Origin of the sequence: Desulfosporosinus meridiei DSM 13257 (assembly GCF_000231385.2) — a bacterium.
Taxonomy (GTDB): domain Bacteria; phylum Bacillota; class Desulfitobacteriia; order Desulfitobacteriales; family Desulfitobacteriaceae; genus Desulfosporosinus; species Desulfosporosinus meridiei.
Genome location: NC_018515.1, coordinates 4376431 through 4396852, shown reverse-complemented (window position 1 = coordinate 4396852; position 20422 = coordinate 4376431). Strand labels below are relative to the sequence as shown.

15 protein-coding genes and 1 other annotated feature are annotated in these 20422 nt (G+C 45.6%); of the genes, 13 read left to right on the top strand and 2 right to left on the bottom strand.

Annotated features, from left to right (window positions below):
- Positions 1-123: 123 nt before the first annotated feature.
- Positions 124-1854: a cell wall-binding repeat-containing protein gene (locus tag DESMER_RS20275; protein ID WP_014904943.1), complete on the bottom strand. Its 1731-nt coding sequence runs from the start codon at positions 1852-1854 to the stop codon at positions 124-126.
- A gap of 293 nt (positions 1855-2147) precedes the next feature.
- On the opposite strand from DESMER_RS20275, the gene DESMER_RS20270 reads away from it, so the two are divergent.
- The 9 genes from DESMER_RS20270 (at position 2148) to aspA (ending at position 16192) form a co-directional block, all read left to right on the top strand.
- Positions 2148-3566 (top strand): FMN-binding glutamate synthase family protein, encoded by a 1419-nt coding sequence (locus DESMER_RS20270; RefSeq protein WP_014904942.1) that lies wholly within the window; start codon positions 2148-2150, stop codon positions 3564-3566.
- 66 nt (positions 3567-3632) lie between these two features.
- Positions 3633-3841: a binding site (T-box leader), on the top strand.
- A 571-nt stretch (positions 3842-4412) separates the two neighbouring features.
- On the top strand, positions 4413-7073 hold the full coding sequence (locus tag DESMER_RS20265; protein ID WP_014904941.1) for a valine--tRNA ligase: 2661 nt from the start codon (positions 4413-4415) through the stop codon (positions 7071-7073).
- A gap of 35 nt (positions 7074-7108) precedes the next feature.
- A complete protein-coding gene (locus DESMER_RS20260) occupies positions 7109-8434 on the top strand; it encodes a bifunctional folylpolyglutamate synthase/dihydrofolate synthase (RefSeq protein WP_014904940.1) in 1326 nt (441 codons plus the stop codon).
- Between the two features lie 277 nt (positions 8435-8711).
- Positions 8712-9338 (top strand): DUF47 domain-containing protein, encoded by a 627-nt coding sequence (locus tag DESMER_RS20255; RefSeq protein WP_014904939.1) that lies wholly within the window; start codon positions 8712-8714, stop codon positions 9336-9338.
- Positions 9331-10338: an inorganic phosphate transporter gene (locus DESMER_RS20250; protein ID WP_014904938.1), complete on the top strand. Its 1008-nt coding sequence runs from the start codon at positions 9331-9333 to the stop codon at positions 10336-10338. The genes DESMER_RS20255 and DESMER_RS20250 overlap by 8 nt, the downstream gene beginning before the upstream one ends.
- Positions 10339-10518: 180 nt before the next feature.
- On the top strand, positions 10519-11214 hold the full coding sequence (locus DESMER_RS20245) for an SPOR domain-containing protein (RefSeq protein ID WP_014904937.1): 696 nt from the start codon (positions 10519-10521) through the stop codon (positions 11212-11214).
- A 130-nt stretch (positions 11215-11344) separates the two neighbouring features.
- Complete coding sequence (locus DESMER_RS20240; RefSeq protein ID WP_014904936.1) at positions 11345-11980, top strand: redox-sensing transcriptional repressor Rex; 636 nt, start codon at positions 11345-11347, stop codon at positions 11978-11980.
- Between the two features lie 307 nt (positions 11981-12287).
- On the top strand, positions 12288-13883 hold the full coding sequence (cimA, locus tag DESMER_RS20235; protein WP_014904935.1) for a citramalate synthase: 1596 nt from the start codon (positions 12288-12290) through the stop codon (positions 13881-13883).
- A 905-nt stretch (positions 13884-14788) separates the two neighbouring features.
- Entirely contained in the window at positions 14789-16192 is a 1404-nt protein-coding gene (aspA, locus tag DESMER_RS20230; RefSeq protein WP_014904934.1) for an aspartate ammonia-lyase, read from the top strand.
- Between the two features lie 532 nt (positions 16193-16724).
- Here the strand turns inward: aspA and DESMER_RS20225 are convergent.
- On the bottom strand, positions 16725-17390 hold the full coding sequence (locus DESMER_RS20225) for a hypothetical protein (protein WP_014904933.1): 666 nt from the start codon (positions 17388-17390) through the stop codon (positions 16725-16727).
- A gap of 186 nt (positions 17391-17576) precedes the next feature.
- Between DESMER_RS20225 and DESMER_RS20220 the strand changes: the two genes are divergently transcribed.
- From DESMER_RS20220 to radC, 4 genes are all read left to right on the top strand, one after another.
- Entirely contained in the window at positions 17577-17945 is a 369-nt protein-coding gene (locus tag DESMER_RS20220; protein WP_014904932.1) for a hypothetical protein, read from the top strand.
- A gap of 854 nt (positions 17946-18799) precedes the next feature.
- Positions 18800-19063 carry a DUF4321 domain-containing protein gene (locus tag DESMER_RS20215; RefSeq protein ID WP_014904931.1) on the top strand — a complete coding sequence of 88 codons (264 nt, stop codon included), beginning with the start codon at positions 18800-18802 and terminating at the stop codon, positions 19061-19063.
- Between the two features lie 3 nt (positions 19064-19066).
- Entirely contained in the window at positions 19067-19723 is a 657-nt protein-coding gene (locus DESMER_RS20210; protein WP_014904930.1) for a Maf family protein, read from the top strand.
- Positions 19674-20357 (top strand): RadC family protein, encoded by a 684-nt coding sequence (gene radC / locus DESMER_RS20205; protein WP_014904929.1) that lies wholly within the window; start codon positions 19674-19676, stop codon positions 20355-20357. Before DESMER_RS20210 ends, radC begins: the two co-directional genes overlap by 50 nt.
- Positions 20358-20422 lie beyond the last annotated feature (65 nt).

Here is a 20422-nt window from a genome sequence, read left to right as displayed (position 1 = left end):
TGGGAGTTTCGGATTTAATTTAGTACCAAAACCGTTGATGGATATTGAAATAGCATGTAAAAAGAGGCGTCTCCTAACTTACAAGTTAAGAGACACCTTCTACCTTTTAGGCTTTATTACAAATTATTCTTGAGTTTCTGTTTCAGTTGGAACCTCTGCTTCTGTCTCTTCAACGACTTGAGCTGCATTCACAGTACTAACCATTTGTTGAATTTTCTCAGTACTGTTCAGTTCAGCGTCTGCAGCTGCGGAGATAGCAGTTTGATAAGCCTCTAAGTTAGCTTCGATAACATCTTCAGAGGTAACCCCGGCAGCAATCAGGTCTTGCAGGCTGATCGCTGCAGCGGATTCGTTTTGCTCAATATCTTCGATTTTGGCGATGGCTGCAGCTAGAACCTCAGCTGCTTCAGCGTCATTCACATCAGATACCATTTGTTGGATTTTTTCAGTACTGTCCAGCTCTTCGTCAGCGGCTGCTGAGATGGCAGCTTGATAAGCCTCTAAATTAGCTTCAATAGCATCTTCAGAAGTGACCCCAGCAGCAATCAGGTCTTGCAGGCTGATCGCTGCAGCGGATTCACTTTGCTCAATACCCTCGATTTTGGCGATGGCTGTTGCTTTCGCCTCGGCTGCCTCTTTAGCAGCATTGATAGCAGCAACCATTTCCTGAATTTTTGCGGTGCTGTTAAGGGCAGAGTCTGCTGCTGCCGAAATTGCAGCTTGATAGTCGGCCAGGTTATCTTCCAGAACGTCAGTAGCAATCACCCCGGCAGCAATTAAATCCTGCATAGTGATGCCTGAAGCGTCTGCGCCTAGGACAATGCTGTCAATTTTTTCGATGGCAGCGGCTTTTGCAGCTGCTGCTTCACGAGCATCAGCAATGTCACTGAGAACACTGTCTGCAATAACAGCAGTACCGCCTAAGGCAGTTACAATACTGCTAGCTGACAATTTATCAATGATATATTCCGTGCCTTCATTAGCATCACCATTAGTCAGAACAATCCCCGCCTTAAACTGGGCAGCCAAAGGAGCTCCTGCTAAAGCATCAATGGCAGTTTCCCCATTGGCTAAGAAAACCTTATCATATTCCAAAACATCGTCAAAAGCTTTGAGCACTTCTAGATTCGTGTCATAGGCAGTGTCTCCGAAATGACGGGTAGCATCAGGCAATTCAGCTTCAACATCTTCACTGATTACAGCAGTTCCGCCGATAACATCTGTGGCAACAATGCTCTCATTTTCAGAGAGGAAATCTTGGACACTTTCAGGTATTGAATTAACTTCTGTTAAGAGAATTGGCTGAGTTTGAGCGGCAGCGATGGAGGAGATAGAAAGGGCATCCTGATTTAACCAGCCATAAGCAACGGCAACCTTATTAATTGAGGCTCCCAGTTCAACCATTTTATTAGCAATATTAGCTGAAGTTTCGAAGCGATCCTTTCCACCTAGGGGAACAACTGTAATATCCATTTCCTCAAGTTGATCTAAGACAGCTTGACTGATTACCGCAGTTCCACTAGTGACATAGACAGTTTTAACTTCCAGTTTTTCCAGTTCATCTTTAGTAGCTTCATTAAGTTCAGATCCGGCTTCTTGGAGCAGAATCGGAGCTTCCAGGAAGGAGGCGAGAGGGCCGGAAGTCAGAGCATCAACCATCCCATAAGAGGCGGAAGAGGCTAAAATAGCAGAGCCTGTCCAGCCGGTTTGATCAGCAATTTTAACCGCTGTATCTGCTGCGGTTAATCCTGCTAAACGTTGGGGCATACCGGAAGCAAGTGCATTGAAGGGAAGCATGCTTAGGGTCATACCTGCGATGGCTAAAGTTGCTAAGGCTTTTTTGGTCTTTCTCATTGAATGTTGTTCCTCCTAATTTTTAAAAGAATTATTTTTGCAGCAAATTTTTCAAAACGGTTTTCGGGATTTATGGGTTATCAGAGCCTTTGAAAAATGATTACTTGATATAATTCGCTAAAAAAGAGAAAATCCTTTTTCTTACAAATGGTAATTCGATTCCATAGATGGAAAAAATAAGGTAATATTTTTATACATAGACCCATTTCGGGAATATTATTAACTGACCAGTACAGACTAAGCTTGTTATGGCTAAGTTTAGATTGTGAGATTTAATAGTGGAGGATTGACCTTTGTTGTTACAGACCGCTCTGCTTATTGTGATACTTTCAGTCACTGGAACTCTTATTGCTTTAGGGATATTTCTTGCCCTTTTTTACTTCGTTGGAAAACGTTCCTTTAGAACGATTGTGCAACGATTTTTTGGGGTAGCCATAGAAAGGCTGCTAAGAGACAAATATCCGGAGAATCTGATGGAACTCTGGGGTGCTGTTCGACGCACATCGGTTCAAAACATCTTGGAAATTAGTTTGCGAGCTGAAGAAGGCAAGATTATTCAAAGGCCCCTGGGATCGCCAAAACCGTTGCCTCATTACGATACCCTAATGTTTGTCGCCGCTCAGATGGCACGTCTGCCAAAAGAGGGAACGATTCCGGTGGATATGAAGGTAACCTTGGGAGGTAAAGCTGAGAAGCCTCTGGAGATTGAAATGCCCCTCATGGTCTCCGGCATGAGCTATGGTTTAGGTCTCAGTGAACAAGCTAAAATTGCCTTAGCCAGAGCCGCCAAACAAGTGGGTACTGCAGCAAATTCCGGTGAAGGCCCTTTTTTAGAGGAGGAACGTGACGAAGCAGGAAAGTTTATCTGGCAAGTAAGCCGCAGTACATGGGGGCGCAATCCCCAGGCAATTTCCGCAGCGGATATGTTGGAAGTTCAGATGGGACAGGGGGCCAGAATGGGCTACTATGCCAAAGAACCCAGTGCTGTGAAGGGAAAAGCCCAAAAATTAATGGGTATATCCCCCGTAGAATCAGTGATTACCTCAGCCGTAATTCCCGGGATCACAACCCCTTGGGACTGGTCAAAGTATGTTAAGGATTTGCGCAAAGAAGCAGCGGGAAAACCTATTGCCATTAAGATTATGGCCACCGGGGCCTTGGAGCGGGATCTGGCGGTTTGTTTGGAAGCGGATTTCGATGTACTTGTCCTTGATGGATCCCAAGGGGGGGCGTCGGGAGGGTCTCCGGTGATTTGCGATGATATGGGAATTCCAAGTCTGCTGGCTTTAGTTCGGGCCGAACGCTTTTTGCGAGAACAAGGAGCTCGCAAAGATGTAAGCTTAGTGGTTTCAGGAGGATACGCCACCCCCGGGGAATGCTTAAAAGCTATAGCCTTAGGAGCGGACGCAATCTATTTGGGAACTGTCCCTCTTTTTGGATTAGTTCATAACCAAATTCACAAAGTTCTTCCCTGGGAGCCGTTGACTCAGCTAATTTGGTATGATTCACCTTATAAGAATCGTTTAGATATCCCCCTGGCCAGCAAAAGTGTCGCTAATGTCCTCAAATCTATGTCCCTGGAAATGGAAGAGGGAGTGCGAGCTTTGGGGAAAACCTCTCTGTCTGAGCTGGGTCCTAATGATCTCGTTGCCTTAGACGAATGGACCGCTAAGGTAACCGGTGTTAAACTGGCGTATTCTTGGGAAGATTAGAAAATAGGGACTGATTTTGACAATATTTATGATGCTGAGTATAATAGATTAATAGTAAATATGAAGATAAACCCAGAGAATGTGAGGAATAGTGACAGTTGCCGTACAGAGAGAAAGACCAAAGCTGGAAGGTCTTTTCGGGAATACACTAAGGTCGCACAGGAGGGGCAGAGGGGAATAGAGTACTCTTTGACGGAAAAACCCGTTAGCGATGCCAAGAGCTGGGATTTCTTCTCAGAATAAAGGTGGTACCACGGAAGCTTTTCGTCCTTTGATGGGGGAAGGGCTTTTTTTGTCGAGGGCGAGGAAGTGTCTTAGCCCAGTCGCGACATCCTACGGCGCGAAAGTATTCGTCAATGGTGCAGCGCCTCCGGCGTAAGTCTCCACTGGAGACTTACGTGATTCATCGCTATTCCCTTGTCGCTAAGGCTAAAACGCAAAACCTCTGGGCTTTCTGCATGTGAACCGTTGCGTTTCTTCACGCCTTATCGCCTGCGCTCATTGACGCGATTCCACTAAAGTGCTCCCTAAGCTAAGAAACTTCCTCTAGGCTTAGGGGTCGACGGGGGATGGGAGACGTTATGCTGGGGAGGCTGTTTGCGTCTTTGACGCAAAGGCGCATGAATGTTTCTGCTGTTTTGCTTGTTTACGTGATCCTCAATCAGGATGGGGACTTAAGATTATCTTGAGTGCCTTTTCAGGGTTGTTCAACATTATCCTAGGTTAGACTATAGTAAGGGACTGAGAGTAAGAGATAACTTACATACAGTGTCAATTCAAAAGTGGATATAAGAACTGGTGTTAAATCAGAAAGTTGATATTAGAACGAAAGGAGTTCGTGTATATATGGATGAGAATAATAAAGCTGCTAAAGTAGAAATGGCCACGGCTTATGATTCCAGCTCGGTTGAAAGTAAATGGTATAAGTATTGGGAGGAGAATGGCTTTTTCCATGAAGAGGTAGATAAAGACAAGCAGATGTTTAGTATTGTTATGCCTCCTCCGAATGTTACCGGGGCTCTCCACTTGGGGCATGCCATGGATAGTACGATTCAGGATATTTTGACTCGTTTTAAGCGGATGCAGGGGTTTAATACTCTTTGGGTTCCGGGAACGGATCATGCCGGAATTGCGACTCAGGCCAAGGTTGAGGGGCAGTTAGCGAAGGAAGGAACAAGCCGGCATGAGTTGGGACGAGAGAAGTTCTTAGAGCGGGTTTGGGATTGGAAGGCCCAGTATGGAGGGCGGATAACCCAGCAGCTCCGGCGGTTAGGATCTTCTTGTGACTGGGAACGTGAGCGGTTCACCATGGATGAAGGGTGCTCAAAGGCGGTTCGAGAAGCTTTTGTTGATCTCTATAGCAAGGGACTGATTTATAGAGGGAATTATATTGTCAATTGGTGTCCAAAATGTCATACGACGATTTCGGATATTGAAGTTGAACATAATGATCGGGATGGGAATTTGTATCATTTACGTTATCCTGTAAAAGATAGTGAGGAGGCCCTGGTGGTGGCTACCACCCGACCTGAGACTATGCTGGGGGATACGGCGGTGGCGGTTCATCCCGAGGATGAGCGGTATCGGCATTTAATCGGCAAGACTTTGATCTTACCCCTTATGGATCGGGAGATCCCGATTATTGCGGATGATTATGTAGATCAGGAGTTTGGAACCGGGGCGGTGAAAATAACCCCTGCCCATGATCCCAATGACTTTGAAATGGGACTTCGTCATAATTTGCCGCAGATAATTGTCATGGATAAAGATGCTAAGATGAACGAGTTTGCCGGCAAGTATCAAGGGCTGGATCGTTTCGAGGCCCGTAAAGCGGTGGTCGCCGACCTCAAGGCTGCCGGGGTTTTGGTTAAGATTGATCCCCATGCTCATGCCGTAGGTGAGTGCTATCGTTGTACGACGATTATCGAACCTCTGGTCAGTAAACAATGGTTTGTTAAAATGGAGCCCTTGGCTAAACCGGCAATTGAGGTTGTCCGGGACGGTCGCTTAGAATTTGTACCCGAGCGCTTTGATAAAATCTACCTGGGCTGGATGGAGAACATCCGGGATTGGTGTATATCTCGGCAGTTATGGTGGGGACACCGGATTCCGGTTTGGTATTGTGAAAAGTGTGGAGCAGAGATCTGTGCCAAAGAGGATCCCTCCGGCTGTCCGACCTGTGGATCTGAGAATCTAAGACAAGATCCTGACGTTTTAGATACTTGGTTTTCCTCCGGGCTTTGGCCTTTCTCCACCTTAGGTTGGCCGGAAAAAACACCGGAGCTGGAACAGTTCTATCCTACCTCCGTGCTGGTTACGGGACGAGATATCATTTTCTTTTGGGTTGCTCGGATGATCTTTATGGCTATGGAATTCATGAAGGAAGTACCTTTCCCCAAAGTCATGATTCATGGACTGGTTTTGGATGCTCAAGGACGTAAGATGAGTAAATCCTTAGGCAATGGCGTAGATCCCATTGAGGTTATCGAACAGTATGGTGCAGATACTCTGCGCTTTATGCTAATCACCGGAAACACACCGGGAAATGACCTGCGTTTTCATCCGGAACGGCTGGAGGCCACCAGAAACTTCTCTAATAAAATTTGGAATGCCTCACGTTATGTGCTCTTGAGCTTAGAAGATTATCAAGAAGGACCCCGTGGCGAGCTGGCTTTAGCTGACCGCTGGATTTTGACCCGTTATGCCTCCACTATAGAGAACGTCACTAAAGCTCTGGAAAATTTTGATCTGGGTGAAGCAGGACGATTGCTCTATGAATTTATCTGGAATGAGTTCTGCGATTGGTATATCGAGCTGACCAAACCCCGGCTCTATAATAAAGAAGACGTCTTGGCCCGGCACACTGCTCAATCCGTGCTGCTGGAGGTTCTCGAAGGAACTCTGCGTCTCTTGCATCCCTTCATGCCATTTTTAACGGAAGAAATTTGGCAGAACTTCCCTGTGGCAGGAAAAAGTATCATGACTCAGTCTTGGCCGGGAATTCCCGCCTATCAAGATACCGTAGCCGAAGGGAACATGACCCTGCTTATGGAAGCTATTAAAGCCATTCGCAACATTCGAGCAGAAATGAAAGTAGCCCCGGGGCAAAAGGTTGAGATTATCATGCTGGCTGCAGATAAGAACCAGCGGGCTGTACTGGAAAACGGCAAGGCTGACATCTTGAAATTAGCGGGAGGAGCCAGTGTTGAATTATTTGAATCTCTGCCGGAGAAGCCTTCACAATCCGCCAGCGCCGTTCTGGGTGGAGTAGAAATCTATCTCCCTCTCAAAGGGATGATGGATTTAGGTAAAGAAATTGCCCGCTTAGAAAAAGAAATTTCCCTAGCCATCCAGGAGCAGCAGGTTTTAGAAACCAAACTAAATAACCCAGGATTCACTAATAAAGCACCTGCTCCGGTAGTTGCCAAAGAACGTGAACGGCTGGAAGCTCTTTTAGTTCGTAAAATCACCTTAGAAGAACGAATCAAAGAATTAAAGCAAGGCTAAGGAGAACGCCACTATTTGGAGGGGAGCGCGCTGCAATGTCTGAAAACAATCTTGACCGGGAATATCAAGAGAACTTACAGTATCTGGCTAACCTAACGACCTTCGGTATTAATTTTGGGCTGGGAAGAATCCAAGAACTGCTGAGACGAATCGGAAATCCGGAAAGCTCTTTGCGTGTAGTCCATATCGGGGGCACTAACGGCAAAGGTTCGACCACCGTAATGATTGCCCGGATTTTGCGGGAAGCAGGGTATAAAGTTGGAGTTTTCACTTCCCCTCATATGCATGATTATCGGGAGCGTATGGTGATCAACGGCCTGATGATTTCCAAAGAAGATGTTATTCAGATGATCAGTCGTGTGCGTCCCCATTTAGAAGACATGGTTGCCGAAGGCTTTGAGCACCCCACGGAATTTGAAGTGAGTACAGCTTTAGCATTGCTTTATTTCGCTGAGAAAAATGTAGATTATGCCATGATAGAAGTGGGCTTGGGAGGGGCAATCGATTCTACCAATGTGGTTAGCCCTCTGGTCTCCGTTATTACCAATGTAGGCATGGATCATATGGATTATTTAGGTTCGAATGTGGTAGAGATTGCCAAGGTCAAAGCTGGGATTATCAAGCCTAACTCTGTAGTGGTTACTGCCGCCGCAGACCCGGATGTGATTCAAGTTTTACGGGATCAAGCCAAGGCTATGGAGGTTCCTTTGTGGATAGTAGGGGAAGATATTCGCTGGGAAGGCAAATGGAGCGGCGAGTTAGAGCAGGAATTCGACCTTATTGGCTTGCACTCTATCTATTCCAAGTTACGCTTAAGGCTCATGGGCTCCCATCAACTCCGTAATGCAGCGACTGCTGTGACAGTTTGCGAAGTGTTGCAGAGTGAACACTTGGTGAATATTCCCAGGGAAGCGATTTATGCCGGTTTACGTGAAGTAGAATGGATCGGACGCTTAGAGCTCTTGTCTTTAACTCCTAAAGTCCTCCTTGATGGAGCCCATAATGTGGATGGAGCTCAAGCCTTAGCAGGGGCTCTCCCCATTTATGCTCGCAATCGTCTTATCCTTTGCTTAGGGATGCTGGCGGACAAGGAGCGGGAAAAAGTTGTTAAAATGCTGGTTCCTATGGCGGATGAAATTATTGTCACCCGGCCCAACTCTCCTCGGGCAGGAGACTGGAAGGCCTTAGGGAGTTTAGCAGAACAATTCGGCAGACCGGTAACCTGCATTGAAGACCCTAAAGAGGCAGTGGTTTTTGCCCTGGGGCGTCTGGAAGAAAAGGATATGCTTTGTGTAACCGGTTCAATCTACATGTTGGCAGATGCTCGCCAAGCATTAATTGATCATTTAAAACAGATTTAAGAAATAACTCATCAGAAGCAATTATTGTTGCTATTTAATGACCTTATACCAAGGACGAATTTTCTTGTTTGGTGAGGTATATTAAGACAATTATTAAAACAATGTTAAAAATTTAACATAAACTTAACACAAAGATTTTTATATTTGATATAATACTCCGTGGGATATGAATACTGTATGCAGACAAGCACTTGGTTAGGTTGAACAGTAATGGATTCGAACTTTGAGGTTGCTTAGGTTTCCTGTGTTTTGACAATTCTTATGCTGGGGGTTAATTATGTTTAAGTTGTCACCAAAAGAAGATAAGTTCTTTGAACTCTTTTCCCAAAGTACAGAAATCATTACTAAATCTCTTAAGAGACTTTATGGGATTATGCAGCAAGAGTGTGTTTCCTCAGAAGATGCTGCTCAAATGCATCGCTTCGAAAACGAAGCAGACAACATTACGACCCAAATTTTAGAGCGTCTCAACTGTACATTTATCACACCCTTAGATCGTGAAGACATCTATGAACTGGCCCAAGTCCTGGATGATATTGTTGATTTTGCTGAAGGTACCGTAGAACGCATGCTTCTCTATCGCACAGGCAAACCATCACTGGGTGCTCAAGAACTTGTTCACTTAGTTGAGCTGGCTGCAGAACAGATTCAACAGGCCTTTTCCTATTTAGGCAATTTACATTCCAAAAAGTCCAATATCCTGGCTGCCGCTGAAGAAATTTATCATTTGGAGAGTGCCGGTGATAAGCTTTATCGTGAAGAGGTGGCTAGATTATTCGAGTATGAAAAAGACCCTATTGAGATTATTAAGTGGAAAGAAATCCTGGAGCATATTGAATCTACTCTAGATCACTGTGAATCTATTGCGGATCTTCTCAAAAGTGTGGTCTTGAAATATGACTAGTCTTGGGGTTATGTTAGTTATCGTAGTATTTCTGGCCTTAGCTTTCGACTACATTAACGGTTTTCATGATACTGCCAATGCCATTGCCACCAGTGTTTCGACCAGAGCTTTGTCCCCAAAACGGGCTGTAATGCTCGCCGCAACTCTTAATCTTGTCGGAGCCCTCTATAGTACGGGAGTTGCTCAGACTATTGCCAAAGACATTGTGTCTCCCAAGTTTGTAACCCAAGAAGTTGTGATTGCAGCTTTGCTTAGTGCAATTGCCTGGAACCTTCTGACTTGGTATTTTGGAATCCCCAGCAGCTCATCTCATGCCTTGATTGGGGGGATGGCCGGGGCTGCAGTGGCTAAAGTAGGGTTTAGTGTTTTGCAATGGCACGGTATCGGCAAGATACTTGCGGCGTTAGTTTGTTCTCCGATCATTGGTATGGGCCTGGGCTTTGTGATTATGAAATTGCTCTCTAATATTTTTGGGAATTTCTCACCCTCTAAATTAAATCACGGCTTTAAAAAAATGCAGATTCTCTCTGCAGGTTTGCTGGCCTTTAACCACGGTTCCAATGATGCTCAGAAATCCATGGGGATTATCACCATGGCTCTTATTGCGGCAGGACTGCAATCCCAAGCAGTTTTGGCTCCTCCGCTATGGGTAAAATTTGCTTGTGCTTTGGCTATGGCCGCCGGAACTGCTGCCGGTGGATGGAAAATCATTCGCACCATGGGAGGGAAAATATTTAAGCTGGAGCCTATTAATGGTTTTGCAGCAGATTTGACTTCCTCGCTTGTTATTTGGACAGCAACGGTTTTCCCAGGTCTGCATCTCCCGGTCTCCACTACTCATGTGGTTTCGGGATCAATTATGGGAGTTGGAAGTGCCAAGCGAGTTTCTGCCGTACGCTGGGGCGTAGCTCAACAAATGCTTGTGGCCTGGGTGGTAACTATTCCCACCACATCACTCTTGGCAGCTCTTCTTTACACGATACTTTCTAAACTCCTCTAGTATTTCCGAAGCTCTTATTATGGATTATCTAATTATTCTCACATAATTATAGTCAATTGGAAAAGATCTTAGCCCTCGTGCCAAGATCTTTTCTATGTCGTTCTAAGGTCTATTTCCACCTGCTGCAACATATCTTCCGGTAGAGAAGTTGTCCTAGGCAGCACGGAGGGGGAATGGAAAATGAAAATTATCGATCAATTTAAAGTACTTGTAGTCTTGATTCTAGGAATTATGGCATTAGCGCTATTAACCTGGGGAATCGGAAAGATCTATTTGGAACTTCTGAGTCAACCCGGTCATGAAGCTACTGCCCCGAGACAAGTCCAGTCTTTAGATAAAAACAACCCGGACACAGTTTTAGTTCTGCCTAAAGCGGGATTTTGGACTTGTCAGTTAGGGCTGTTTCAAAATGAACACAATGCTCAACTCCTCAGAGATCAGCTTATCGTCATGGGCTTTAAAGCAGAAGTCATAAGTGCCGATCCCTGGATGGTTGCTATCGGCTTGGGACGAACGGCTGATGAGCTAAAGGGGTTAAGGCAAGCTTTAGAAGAAAAAGGTTTTTTGTCGATTCCTAAACCAATTTCCCTCCCTGAACGATCCTTTCGGGTGGCCGGAACCGGGGGGCAGCTGACTGCAGAACTCTTAAAGAATGTCAATACTATTTTAGAAACCGGGTTTAATCAAGAGGTGTTAGCAAAGGAAGAACAGCTCTGGGCAGCTCAAGCCGGGGAACACCCACTGCCTGATCTGGATCGCCTTCACCAGCTTTATGGTCAATTACGTGCCAAAAATACCCCTGAAGAGCAAAAGGCTCTAGGTTTATCATTATTTTTTGAGTCTCAGAGGGTTATTTATAAGTTTTCTGGTAAATAATAGGTGGAGGGGCATCCATTTATTTAGCTTTATGGGAAAAAAGACCTAAGATTAAAATTGCGTTTTTTTTGGATAGTGCTATAATTAACATACCTTAAGGCAAAATCCAGCAAAGAAATGGGGGAAATTATTGAAAACGCTAAAAATTCCAGAAGCAACAATTATTCGACTTTCTGTTTACTCACGTCACCTCACGGATGTCGATCGCAAAGGAATTATAACCACTTCTTCAGGGGAAATTGCTGATGGAGTCGGCGTTAGTCCTGCTCAAGTACGGAAAGACTTAGCCTACTTTGGTGAGTTTGGTACCAGAGGCGTTGGTTATAATGTCAAAGATCTTCGCCAACATATTATGAGAATTCTTGGATTAGGTGTCGATTGGAGCGTAACCTTAGTAGGGGTCGGAAACTTAGGCTTGGCGTTGAGTACATATAAAGGGTTCAGAGATCGTGGCTTTGTTATCACAAGTATTTTTGACGCAGATCCTAAAAAAATCGGAACTAAAATCGAAGACGTAGAAGTACTTCCTATTGAACAATTAGAAACAGTTGTAAAACAAAATAATACTCAGATCGGAATTGTTGCCGTGCCTGCATCAGTTGCTCAGGAAACCGTTGATAAACTAATTAAGGCCGGAGTATCAGCCATTTTGAACTTTGCTCCTGTTGTCTTGAACGTTCCTCCGGAGATTGAACTTCGGAATGTTGACTTAGCTGTAAACCTTGAAGTACTAACCTTCAATGTTTGCGGGCAAAGGTGCTATTAATTCGAGATACTGTTGTACCACAAAGTACATCTGTCGTATAATAGCAACATAAGAAGTGTATCTAGGGTTCCGCCGCAGGGGTCTGGACCGAGCGATACAGGTTGGAAAAGCACCAGCTACACCGTGTGGGAAAAAAGCCCCGTGGCAAGTTCTTAGGAACTCGTTATGGGGCTTTTGAGTATTATTTTCTACTAAGTTATTTAAGCGAGTACATTATTATGCAGCTTTGGTGTAACAACCTTATTGACTAAAGTTAATGCAACACTTTATTAATAGGTTGGGCTGGAAAAATAAGAGGAGGAGAACAATGAATCGAGACCAAGGGAAGAAAAAGATCACTATTTATGATACAACTTTGAGAGATGGGGCTCAGGGGGAAGGCATTCATTTCTCGACTCAAGATAAGCTGAGTTATGTGAAACGAATCGAGGATATGGGAAATTTATATGTGGAGGCCGGTTGGCCCGGGGCAAACCCTCGGGATGAAGAATTCTTTCAACAGTGCTCCAAGCTCCAATCCCCGCTGGTCAATATCGTTGCCTTTGGTAGTACATGTAAGGTTTCGGAGCCCCCGGATAAGAGCGATATCTTGCTGAAATTGCTGGCCTCGGGAGCCAAAACTATCGCAATCTTCGGCAAATCCTGGGATTTACATGTGCGAGATGTCTTGAGGACAACTCTGGAAGAGAACCTTCGCATCATTCGCGAGTCAGTATCCTTTTTACTGCAACAAGGAAGAGAAGTCTTCTTTGACGCGGAACACTTTTTTGACGGATTTAAGGAAAACCCTGAGTATGCACTGAAGTGTATTGCTGCTGCCCTGGAAGGCGGGGCCAAGACTATTGTTTTATGTGACACCAATGGAGGCAGCCTTCCGGAAGAAATTGCAGCGGGGGTAAGAGCAGTCAAGCAGGAACTCTCCCCCCAGGAACTGGGGATTCATGTCCATAATGATCGGGGACTTGCTGTTGCTAACTCTCTGATTGCTGTGGAAAACGGAGTTGCTCAAATTCAGGGAACCTGGAATGGATTTGGAGAGCGCTGCGGGAATGCCAATTTAAGTACCTTAATTCCCTTGCTTCAGCTCACAGGAAAATATGAGGTGGTATCAGATGCAGCTCTGCTCAAGATCACTCCCTTTTCCCGCTATGTTGCAGAATTAACCAACGCACCTTTTGATGAGAAGCAACCCTTTGTAGGAAGAAGTGCCTTTGCTCATAAAGCCGGAATGCATGTGGATGCAATTCTTAAAAACCAGCGCACCTTTGAACACATGGATCCCGCCGATGTCGGCAATGAACGTCGTATATTAATTTCAGACCAAGCGGGGAAAGCTAATATCCTGGAAAGGTTATGCCGGTTCGAGCCTGACATGCGCAAAGATGATCCTCGCGTGGAAATTGCCATGAATGAAATCAAAGAATTAGAGCATAGCGGATTCCAGTTTGAAGCGGCAGAAGGCAGCCTGGATTTACTCCTTCTGCGTACTCTGGGAAAACTGACAACTCCAATGTTCGAGGTACTGGATTATCATGTCTGGAGTGACCCCTTGCGAGGAGAACTGGATTCTGTCGCTGTCGTTAAAGTCAAAGTCGGAGAGGAAACCGTGCAAATCGCTTCCGAAGGCAACGGCCCGGTAAACGCTTTAGATACTGCATTACGTCAAGCTTTAGCCAAGTTTTTCCCGATCTTGGAGGAAAGCGAACTTGTCAACTATAAGGTTAGAGTATTAGACGGAGCTCATGGAACAGAAGCTATTGTGCGGGTTATTATTGATACTCGTTTGGGGAATGATGTTTGGGGGACCATTGGGGTGTCGAAGAATATTTTGAGGGCCAGTGCTCAGGCTTTGTTGGATGCGATTAATTGGACGATTTGGATGGGGAGGGACGCGTCACACTGACTCGGCCATGCGCTCGTCGTGCCAAACTAGGGCTTTAATCCGTTATGCAAGCGGGCAGGGTTCCCGGCCAAAGCGGCGTCCGTGCCGCATGGCCGGCGGGAAACGTCCTGTTTCCCGCCCTGCTGGATGAAAGCGGATTAAAGCCAAGTTTGGCTACGACTCGCGCAAAGGCGTCGCTGCGTGTGATCGCGACCCTCTGAAGCCTGGGGGGAGACGGGGATTTGAGCGCGCGGACTTTGGTCTGGGATTGGGGTCGCGGTCTTCTTCTGGCTTTAGAGTGGGTTTGAGGTTAGAGTGAATCGTTCGTTCCCCCTTTGGGGAAACGGTGGGAGACGGCTGGGATTTTCACCCGGGGATGAAAGCGGATTAAAGCTGAGTTTGGCTACGACTCGCGCAAAGGCGTCGCTGCGTGTGATCGCGACCCTCTGAAGCTTGGGGGAGACGGGGATTTTGGATCGCGGACTTTGGTCGGAGATTGGGGTCGCGGTCTCCTTCTGGCTTTAGAGTGCGTTTGAGGTAAGAGTGAATCGTTCGTTTCCCCTTTGTGGAAACGGTGGAGTGCAGCTCGGATTTCCCTCCTCCGCTCCTGTCCCCGTCCCCGCCCCCCTCAGACCAGAAATTAAGGGGCAATTGCAAAGTGAACACTTTAGTGGAGTTCACGGTAAAGCGAGTGAGATGGTGAAGGGATTATTGCGCCCGGGTTCACATCATTGAGCCGCCCAGAGGTTGGCGCAATTCCTTCACCATCCAACGAGCGAGGGAACGTAACGTGTGTGAACGTGCAATTTCCCCTTAATTTCCCGCCCAAACAGACATACAAAACCAGCCCGGTCGACCAGAAAGCAATGCCTCCTTTGACCCCAAACTTTCAGAAAACTAATGAAACTAATGAGGAGAGATATGATATGCGGCAAGAAAAGGATTTGATTGGAGTTCATGACGTCCCTGATGACGTGTATTACGGTATTCAAACACTCCGAGCTAAGGAGAATTTTCCTATTACCGGGTATCACCCTCATCGAGAATTAATTCGGGCTATCGGAATGGTCAAAGGTGCGGCGGCGGAAGCAAATATGCATATTGGCGCACTAAGTCCTACGATTGGAAATGCCATAATCGCAGCATCCAAGGAATTGGTAGGGGGCAGGTTACAAGAGCAATTTGTGGTAGACGTAATTCAGGGCGGAGCGGGTACGTCTTTTAATATGAATGCCAATGAAGTCATTGCGAATCGCGCTATTGAAATTATTGGCGGTCAAAAGGGCGAGTATTTTAGAGTCCACCCCAACACTCATGTGAATATGGCCCAAAGTACGAATGATGTCTTCCCCACCACAATCCGCATCGCTTGTTTGAATGTAGCTCATGATTTGCTTACGGTCTTGGACGAATTGCGTCAGACTTTTGAAGATAAGGCTCAAGAATTTGACGGTGTCATTAAGATGGGAAGAACCCATCTCCAAGATGCTGTCCCTATTCGTTTAGGCCAAGAGTTTGGAGCATATTCCCATATGTTGGGCAGAGATCTTAATAGAATTAAAGCAGCCATTAAATCTTTGGAAGTTATAAACATGGGAGCTACAGCTGTTGGCACCGGCTTAAATGCGGATCCTCGATATATTGAAAAAGTGACGGAGCTGATGCAAGAATGGACGGGTTTGCCTTTGCGGCTTGCTGAAGATCTGGTGGATGCTACTCAGAACACAGATGCATTCATGGAGGTTTCAGGTTCTCTAAGGACTTTGGCTGTCAACCTTTCGAAAATTGCTAATGATCTGCGTCTCATGGCCTCCGGGCCGCGGACCGGGTTTAATGAGCTTAATTTGCCGCCAATGCAGCCTGGTTCATCCATCATGCCGGGAAAAGTTAATCCGGTAATTGCTGAAGTGGTCAATCAAGTAGCCTTTCAGGTTCAAGGGAATGACTTCACCATCGGCTTAGCCTGTGGTGCCGGGCAACTTGAACTCAATGTGATGGAACCCGTCGTCGTCTTCAATCTCCTCCAATCCTTAGACATTCTGCGTAATGTGATTCGGGTCTTTCGTGACCGCTGCATTTCAGGAATCACAGCCAATGAAGAGCGCTGCCGAGTGATGGTGGAAAACAGTGTGGGCTTGGTTACAGCAATTAACCCTCATGTCGGCTATGAAGTTGCTTCAACCGTCGCCAAAGAGGCCCTTCTTTACGGTCGGCCGGTTGCAGAGCTTGTTTTGGAAAGAGGTATTTTGACCAAAGAGGAACTTGATCTGATCTTAAACCCTTATGAGATGACCAGACCGGGAATTGCCGGGGTGGAGTTGTTGAAGTAAAGGGAGGGTTCGCGTGACACTTACTCGGCCATGCGGTCGTCGTGCCAAACTAGGGCTTTAATCCGTTATGGATGAGAGCAGGGTCCCCGGCCAAAGCGACGTCCGCCGGCCATGGATGGCCAAGTGTCACCGGAGCCATGGACGGCGGGAGGTGACCCTGTCGCATGGCCGGCGGGAAACGTCCTGTTTCCCGCCCTGCTGGATGAAAGCGGATTAAAGCCGAGTTTGGCTACGACTCGCGCAAAGGCGTCGCTGCGTGTGATGGCGACCCTCTGAAGCTTGGGGGAGACGGGGGTTTGGGATCGCGGACTTTGGTCGGGGATTTGGGGCGCGGTCTTCTTATGGCTTTAGAAGGGGTTTGAGGTAAGAGTGTATCGTTCGTTCCCCCTTCAGGGAAACGGTGGGATGCGTCGCGGACACTCACTCACTCGACTCTGAGCTCGTCATGAGCCCCCATGAACTAGTAATATCCTTTGTCATCATCCGCCAAATTTAGATCTAAGGATTTTGAAATTTATGTAACTTACGTAACTTATCTATAATCAACCAAATAATTTGTCGGATTATTAACATTATGGATTAAATCAATGTCTTGAGAGTGCAGAATCATAGCCTTATTTTTATAGTGCAAACCAAAATCACTAAGTTTTAGATTTTGATCTTTAAGTGTGGTTAATAAATACTTTACCTTTTCAACCTCGTTTAAGGCATTTTCATCAGTGAATTCAACATTAGCCAAGGAAATCCCTAGGATTAGAGTTGTAACCTTTTTGTAATTAGGCATTTCAGATCCCTCAAAAATAGATCTATCAGCATTAGAGAAAACTTCAATGGAATACTTGCTGTCTGGATAGAGACTTTCTATAATTGGAGCTAAATCTGCATTCGCTTGATAATGCCACATGGTATAATAATAACCATCTTCAATAGCTTTCGTTCTGTAATCTTGCCCGACATAAAAACTTATGTCGGGTTGATTTATTTCATAAGCTTCTGCGTCATAGAGTCCTCCATGTATAAAAGTATAAGATATCTTCTTAATAATGAACTCTTTCTTATACTTATCCTTCAGGTACTCTTGAAATTTGATTTTATATTCTAGATATCCCCAAGGGGTTCCTAAGAAGAAAAAACTAATACTTAAGAAGATACCTATTATAATAAAAATAAGGGTTTTTGATATTTTGGGTAATACCATGTTTCACTCTCCTTGCTTTCACCAACCCCTAAATATCAATGAAAGAATCCTCCACTGTCTTAACCAACTTCAAATTAAGACACGCGAAAGGGATCGTAAAGGTTTATCATTGCACATTCCTCTTCTTAGTTGTTGTTTTAATAATTGTTTATTCGATGATAAGATAGGTGGAGGAGGTGGGATATAATGTCTTTAGAGGAAAGCATTAGGTTTGACAATTTGAATACTATAAAAACTATATTTATGATAGCGACTATCTTTTTATTAGCTGCAGTAGTTCAAACAGTAGTTCAAAAACTAAAACCAACGTTTTCATTATCCTATAGCATTAATAGTAAGCCATCGTATCTAAAGGCCAAATTGATTGCTAAGTTAGTTACATCAGCTACCATATATTTGAGTGGCTTGTATTTTTATTTTCTTACCGATCTTTCTGTAAGATCGAAGTATAGCATGTGGGCCTTAGCGTTTTCTTATATTATATATCATCCGTATAGATGGGGATTTGCTAAGATTTTTGAAATTAGGGACAAAAATAAAACAAATACCCTATAATCGAGCCTTAAGAACCCCTCTCTGACTGAGAAAAACCGCCCTTCCTTGGCTTAAAACTAACCGCCTCAGTAGAATGACCCCTCCGACCAGCTTCACACGCCCTAATGTCCATCCTCGGCCCCCACAGACCAGAAATTAAGGAGCCAATTGCCAAGAGAACACTTTAGTGAAGTTTGCGATAAAGCGAATGCCGATGCTGAAGGGCTAATTGCGCCCGGGTTCACATCTTGCGCAGCCCAGAGGTTGGCGCAATTCCTTCAGCATCCAAAGAGCGAGGAAACGCAACGAGTGTGAACGGGCAATTTGCTCCTTAATTTCACAAAAACCCCAAAATCCAGCCCCAAGAACCGTTTCCCTGACTTAGAAGAATCGCTTACAGTCGTTAGGCCCCCCCCCAGACCTGCTCCGCACGCCCTAATGTCCATCCTCAGCCCCCCACAGACTAGAAATTAAGGAGCCAATTGCCAAGAGAACACTTTAGTGAAGTTTGCGGTAAAGCGAATGCCGATGCTGAAGGGCTAATTACGCCCGGGTTCACATCTTGTGCAGCCCAGAGGTTGGCGCAATTCCTTCAGCATCCAAAGAGCGAACAAACGCAACGAGTGTGAACGGGCAATTCGCTCCTTACTTTCACGAAACCCCCAAAAATCAAGCCCAAAAAACCGTATCCTGACTTAAAAGAACCGCTCTCCTTTGCCTGAGAAGCAACCGCCAAATTGCGAAACTAAAACCAAATGAAGAACCGTGTCGAACTTGCTTAGTACATGTTAAGATGCTACACTTATTATGAGCTAAGAGAAGATAAACTAGATTAATTATGCAGACTTGCTACGTAACGGAGGGGGAAGAAAATAATGGCAGTTGGACGGAATTCCTCAGGGACTGGTAGAGCCCTTTTGCTGATCATGATTGGGGCGGCCCTGGGAACTTTGGTTGGGTTTGGCTTGGATAAATACGGGCTTTTTGCTCCGTTTTTACGGCCTGCTGTCATTGACATACCTTCACACACCTACGTAGATTTCTTTTTTCTCTCGCTTTCCTTTGGCTGTCGCATAAGTATTACGATTGCAACGCTCTTAGGGGCTATGGGAGGGTATATCCTATCAAGGAAGGTGTAACACATGCTCGTACTTGCTTCTTCATCTCCACGAAGATCTTTATTGCTAGGTCAGGGAGGATACGTTTTTGAAACGGTTCAGGCTTCTGTCTCAGAAGAACTGGAAGAAGGCATTTCTCCGTTCATAGGGGTTAAACTCTTAGCTGAACGCAAGGCTAAAGCGGGATTAACCAATTGGCTGGAGCTTGGAGGGGACAAGCAGGATGTAATAATGGGCGCAGATACAATGGTCGTTCTCGATTCCTGTATTTTAGGCAAACCCGGCTCTGCTCTGGAAGCAGAGGAGATGCTCCTAAGATTGAGCGGTCGTACTCATAAAGTTCTAACCGGCGTAGCCTTAATCTCCGGATCCGGAAAACTTGTTGCTGATGTGATTGAAACTGTCGTAAATTTTCGCCTACTTGGTGTGGATGAAATAAAAGCCTACATAGCCGGTGGAGAACCGATGGATAAGGCAGGCTCATATGGAATTCAGGGAGAAGCCGGGAAATTCGTAACTTCCATAGAAGGTTCCCTGACAAACGTCATTGGCTTACCAATGGAATATCTCTCGGAACAGCTTAAGACGTGGGGGATTGAGCAGACAAACATCACCTCACGCGAGGTGGATGATGGATTATCGGCGTTTGAAGGATTTGCCGGTGGAGCTTTTACCCCGTGAACGACTTTGTCAGTTAGGGCCTGAGGCCTTATCAAATCATGAAGTTCTGGCCATTCTCTTACGGACAGGTATTAAGGGTGAAAATGTTTTAACCTTAGCAGAACGAATCTTGGCCAGTGTTGGTGGGCTTGCGGGTCTGGGAAAACTGACGGTTCATGAGTTAGCACAAATTCATGGCTTAGGACGGGCGAAATCCGCAGAAGTAAAGGCGGCCCTGGAATTAGGGCGTCGTTCAGTTTCAGTGGACCCACTGTCCAGACCGGTGGTCAACTCTCCTCAAGATGTCGCTCATATTGTTATGGAAGAAATGAGGTACCTTGATCGTGAACATTTTCGGGTAGTGTCCCTCTCAACCAAAAATCATGTGTTGGGGATCAGCTCGGTTTCAATAGGATCGCTTAATTCATCCCTGGTGCATCCGAGGGAATGTTTCAAAGAGGCAATACGGCGCAACTCTAACGCCATTATTTTATTGCACAATCACCCCAGTGGAGATCCGACCCCTAGTCAAGAAGATATTGAAGTAACCCGTCGCTTGGCAGATGGGGGAAAGATACTTGGAATTGAAGTATTAGATCACGTGATTATCGGGGATAATCGCTATATTAGCTTAAAAGAACGGGGAATCCTATAGCGTGGTTCGTGGTTCGATATTCGTGGTACGATCTCTGAATCGATTCTACGAATCGAAGGACGGAA

What these genes read in the sequence shown, in the direction of transcription:
- DESMER_RS20275 (WP_014904943.1), bottom strand. Translation starts at nt 1,854, where the DNA reads ATGAGAAAGACCAAAAAAGCCTTAGCAACTTTAGCCATCGCAGGTATG.
- DESMER_RS20255 (WP_014904939.1), top strand. Translation starts at nt 8,712, where the DNA reads ATGTTTAAGTTGTCACCAAAAGAAGATAAGTTCTTTGAACTCTTTTCC.
- DESMER_RS20220 (WP_014904932.1), top strand. Translation starts at nt 17,577, where the DNA reads ATGTCTTTAGAGGAAAGCATTAGGTTTGACAATTTGAATACTATAAAA.
- DESMER_RS20260 (WP_014904940.1), top strand. Translation starts at nt 7,109, where the DNA reads ATGTCTGAAAACAATCTTGACCGGGAATATCAAGAGAACTTACAGTAT.
- radC (WP_014904929.1), top strand. Translation starts at nt 19,674, where the DNA reads ATGGATTATCGGCGTTTGAAGGATTTGCCGGTGGAGCTTTTACCCCGT.
- cimA (WP_014904935.1), top strand. Translation starts at nt 12,288, where the DNA reads ATGAATCGAGACCAAGGGAAGAAAAAGATCACTATTTATGATACAACT.
- DESMER_RS20225 (WP_014904933.1), bottom strand. Translation starts at nt 17,390, where the DNA reads ATGGTATTACCCAAAATATCAAAAACCCTTATTTTTATTATAATAGGT.
- DESMER_RS20215 (WP_014904931.1), top strand. Translation starts at nt 18,800, where the DNA reads ATGGCAGTTGGACGGAATTCCTCAGGGACTGGTAGAGCCCTTTTGCTG.
- DESMER_RS20250 (WP_014904938.1), top strand. Translation starts at nt 9,331, where the DNA reads ATGACTAGTCTTGGGGTTATGTTAGTTATCGTAGTATTTCTGGCCTTA.
- aspA (WP_014904934.1), top strand. Translation starts at nt 14,789, where the DNA reads ATGCGGCAAGAAAAGGATTTGATTGGAGTTCATGACGTCCCTGATGAC.
- DESMER_RS20265 (WP_014904941.1), top strand. Translation starts at nt 4,413, where the DNA reads ATGGATGAGAATAATAAAGCTGCTAAAGTAGAAATGGCCACGGCTTAT.
- DESMER_RS20245 (WP_014904937.1), top strand. Translation starts at nt 10,519, where the DNA reads ATGAAAATTATCGATCAATTTAAAGTACTTGTAGTCTTGATTCTAGGA.
- DESMER_RS20210 (WP_014904930.1), top strand. Translation starts at nt 19,067, where the DNA reads ATGCTCGTACTTGCTTCTTCATCTCCACGAAGATCTTTATTGCTAGGT.